The organism is Streptomyces sp. DvalAA-43 (assembly GCF_900091725.1).
GTDB classification, from domain to species: domain Bacteria; phylum Actinomycetota; class Actinomycetes; order Streptomycetales; family Streptomycetaceae; genus Streptomyces; species Streptomyces pulveraceus.
The window spans coordinates 1-4,270 of the sequence record NZ_FMBW01000101.1; the positions used below are offsets into that span (position 1 = coordinate 1).

The 4,270-nt window shown below is 67.6% G+C and carries 2 protein-coding genes; both read left to right on the forward strand.

The window, feature by feature from the left end:
* Positions 1-19: 19 nt before the first annotated feature.
* Positions 20-3,532 carry a non-ribosomal peptide synthetase gene (locus GA0115234_RS41155; protein WP_161275764.1) on the forward strand — a complete coding sequence of 1,171 codons (3,513 nt, stop codon included), beginning with the start codon at positions 20-22 and terminating at the stop codon, positions 3,530-3,532.
* On the forward strand, positions 3,529-4,270 hold a 742-nt coding region (locus tag GA0115234_RS41160; protein ID WP_237542164.1), incomplete at its 3' end, for a condensation domain-containing protein. The genes GA0115234_RS41155 and GA0115234_RS41160, both read left to right, overlap by 4 nt.

Consider the following 4,270-nt stretch of genomic DNA (forward strand, 5'->3'; position numbering starts at 1 on the left):
GGGTGCTTTGCCGTTGACGGTGAACGGGAAGCTGGACCGGCGGGCGTTGCCGGTTCCGGAAGTGGTGGTGGGTGGGGGTGGGCGGCCGAGGTCGGCTCGTGAGGAGATTTTGTGTGGTCTGTTCGCGGAGGTGCTGGGTCTGTCGGATGTGGGGGTGGATGACAGTTTCTTCGATCTGGGTGGGCATTCGTTGCTGGCGACTCGTCTGATTGCCCGGGTGCGTTCGGTGATGGGTGCTGAGCTGGGTATTCAGGCGTTGTTCGCGGAGCCGACGGTGGGGGGGTTGGTGTCGCGGTTGGGGTCGTTGGAGGGTCGGGTGGTGTTGGGGCGGCAGGTGCGGCCGGAGTGGTTGCCGTTGTCGTTTGCGCAGCGTCGGTTGTGGTTCTTGTATCGGTTGGAGGGTGCGAGTTCGACGTACAACATGCCGTTGGTGTTGCGGCTTTCGGGTGGGGTGGATGTGGAGGCGTTGGGGGTGGCGTTGGGGGATGTGGTGGGGCGTCATGAGAGTCTGCGGACGGTGTTTCCGGAGGTGGGTGGGGAGCCGGTGCAGCGGGTGGTGTCGGTGGGTGAGGTGCGGTTGGGGTTCGAGGTGTGTGAGGTTGCGCCGGGTGAGGTGGATTCGGTGGTGGCGGGGCTGGCGGGGTACTGCTTCGAGTTGGCTGATGAGGTTCCGGTGCGGGGTTGGTTGTTGCGGACGGGTGAAGAGTCTTCGGTGTTGGTGTTGTTGATTCATCACATTGCTGGTGATGGGTGGTCGATGGGGCCGTTGGGTCGTGATCTGGCGGTGGCGTATGAGGCGCGGTGTCGTGGGGTCGCGCCGGGGTGGGCTGAGCTGGGTGTTCAGTACGCGGATTACGCGTTGTGGCAGAGGGAGCTGCTGGGATCGGCGGAGGATCCGGGGAGTCTGGTCGCTTCTCAGCTTGCTTTTTGGAGTGAGGCGTTGGCGGGGGTTCCGGAGCGGTTGGATCTGCCGACGGATCTTCCACGGCCTGCGGTGTCGAGTTATGCGGGTGCGTCGGTCGACTTCACTGTCGACGCGGGTACGCACGGGGCGTTGCTGGCGGTGGCCCGGCGGCATCATGCCACGGTGTTCATGGTCATCCAGGCAGCCCTGGCCGGCCTGCTCACACGGCTCGGGGCCGGTACCGACGTGACGATCAGCTCTCCGGTGGCCGGGCGCTCGGACGAAGGTCTCGACGATCTCGTGGGGTCCTTCGTGAATACGTTGGTGTTGCGGACGGACACGTCGGGTGATCCGACGTTCGCCGAGCTGATCGACCGGGTCCGGGAAGCGGATCTGGCGGCCTATGCCCATCAGGACCTGCCGTTCGACCGGCTGGTCGAGCACCTCAACCCCACCCGCAGCAGCGGCCGCAGCCCGTTCCTCCAGGTCGTGCTGGCCCTCCAGAACTACGCGGCCGGAGAGTTCAGCCTCGACGACGTCCAGGCCGTCGGCGGCTTCGTCAATGCGGGGGTCGCCCGCTGCGACCTGTGGTTCGGACTGGAGGAGGCGCCGAGCCAGGGCGGAACGCCGGCCGGTCTGACCGGACGGCTTGAGTACACGACCGACCTGTACACCGAGGCGGGCGCCCGGCGCCTGGTCGACCGGCTGGTCCGGATGCTCACCGCCATGGCGGAGGAACCACAGCGCCGCCTTCAGGACGTGGACATCCTCGGCGCCGACGAGCGCGACGCACTGGTGACGGCCTTCAACGCGACCGAGCGGCCGGACCCATTCCTGAGCCTGCCGGCGCTGGTCGAACGACAGGCCGCCCGCACTCCGGACGCCCCCGCCGTACTGGCAGGCGACACCACCCTGACCTACGCCGAACTCAATGCCCGAGCCAACCGATTGGCCCACCACCTCATCGCCCGAGAGATCGGCCCCGAGGACGTGGTCGCCCTGGGGATGCCCAAATCGGCCGACAACGTGGTCGCCGCCCTGGCCGTGTCCAAGGCGGGTGCGGCATTCCTCCCCATCGACCTGGACTACCCGACCGCCCGGATCGCCTACATCCTGGACAACGCTGCTCCGAGCGCGCTCGTCGTCCGCTCACCGGAGCCGGACGCGTTCAGCGGCCTGGCCGTGGACCGGGTCGACCTCGCCGATCCGGCCCTGCGTGAGGAACTGGCCGCCGGGTCCGCCTCCGACCCGACCGACGCCGACCGTACGGCACCCCTGCGCCTCGCCAACGCGGCCTACCTGATCTACACGTCCGGTTCCACCGGGCAGCCCAAGGGCGTCACCGTCAGCCATACCGGCATCTTCAGCGTCATCGACTCCGTGATCCGGGCCCTGGGGATCGACGCGAGCAGCCGAGTGGTGCAACTGGCCTCGCCCAGCTTTGACGTCGCCGTGTGGGACATGTGCTGCGCGTTCTTCTGCGGCGCGGCCCTGGTACTGCCGCCACCGGCCACGGAGGACTTCGCGACCTCCTTCCTCGACCTGGTGGCGCGCACGGCCGCCACCCATGTCACGCTCCCGCCCAGCGCCCTCGACGTACTGCCCGTCGACGATCCCCGGCTGGACGGTCTGTCCATCGCGGTGGTCGGCGAGAACTGCGGGACCCACATCAACCAGCGGTGGGCACCGGGGCGCCACTTCATCAACGGCTACGGCCCCACCGAGGTGACCATCTGCGCCACCCTCAGCGCCCCGCTCACCGGGACCGAGGCTCCCGTTCCGGTCGGTGGTCCGGTGGGGAATGTGCGGGTGTTCGTACTGGATGGTGGGTTGTCGCCGGTGCCGGTCGGTGTGGTGGGGGAGTTGTACGTGGCCGGGGTTGGCCTGGCGCGTGGGTACTTGGGGCGTTCGGGGTTGACGGCTGGGCGGTTCGTGGCGTGTCCGTTCGGGGTGGGTGAGCGGATGTACCGGACGGGTGATCTGGTGCGTTGGGCTTCGGACGGGGTGCTGGAGTTCGTGGGCCGGGTGGATGACCAGGTGAAGGTGCGGGGTTTCCGTATCGAGTTGGGTGAGGTGGAGGCGGGGATCTCCGCGGCGTCCGGGGTGGGTCAGGTCACGGTGCTGGTGCGTGAGGACGTGCCGGGTGACCGCCGGTTGGTGGCGTACGTGGTGCCGGACGGGGACGCGGTGCTGGACTCCGCGTCGCTGCGGTCGGTGGTGGCGGGGGTGTTGCCGGAGTACATGGTGCCGTCGGCGTTCGTGGTGCTGGACGCTCTGCCGTTGACGGTGAACGGGAAGCTGGACCGGCGGGCGTTGCCGGTCCCGGACGTGGTGGTGGGTGAGGGCGGGCGGCCGAGATCGGCCCGGGAAGAGGTCCTGTGCGGTCTGTTCGCCGAGGTGCTGGGCCTGCCGGACGTCGGGGTCGATGACAGTTTCTTCGATCTGGGCGGGCATTCGCTGCTGGCCACCCGTCTGATCGCCCGGGTCCGTTCGGTGATGGGAGCCGAACTCGGCATCCAGGCACTGTTCGCCGAACCCACGGTGGCCGGACTGGTGACCCGGCTGAACGAAGCCGCGCCGACCCGGCCGGCGTTTCGATCAATGCGTGGAATGCGAGGGAAGGCATGAGCACGAATATGTATCCGTTGTCGTTTGCGCAGCGTCGGTTGTGGTTCTTGTATCGGTTGGAGGGTGCGAGTTCGACGTACAACATGCCGTTGGTGTTGCGGCTTTCGGGTGGGGTGGATGTGGAGGCGTTGGGGGTGGCGTTGAGGGATGTGGTGGGGCGTCACGAGAGTCTGCGGACGGTGTTTCCGGAGGTGGGTGGGGAGCCGGTGCAGCGGGTGGTGCCGGTGGGTGAGGTGCGGTTGGGGTTCGAGGTGTGTGAGGTTGCGCCGGGTGAGGTGGATTCGGTGGTGGCGGGGCTGGCGGGGTACTGCTTCGAGTTGGCTGATGAGGTTCCGGTGCGGGGTTGGTTGTTGCGGACGGGTGAAGAGTCTTCGGTGTTGGTGTTGTTGATTCATCACATTGCTGGTGATGGGTGGTCGATGGGGCCGTTGGGTCGTGATCTGGCGGTGGCGTATGAGGCGCGGTGTCGTGGGGTCGCGCCGGGGTGGGCTGAGCTGGGTGTTCAGTACGCGGATTACGCGTTGTGGCAGAGGGAGCTGCTGGGTTCGGCGGAGGATCCGGGGAGTCTGGTCGCTTCTCAGCTTGCTTTTTGGAGTGAGGCGTTGGCGGGGGTTCCGGAGCGGTTGGATCTGCCGACGGATCTTCCACGGCCTGCGGTGTCGAGTTATGCGGGTGCGTCGGTCGACTTCACTGTCGACGCGGGTACGCACGGGGCGTTGCTGGCGGTGGCCCGGCGGC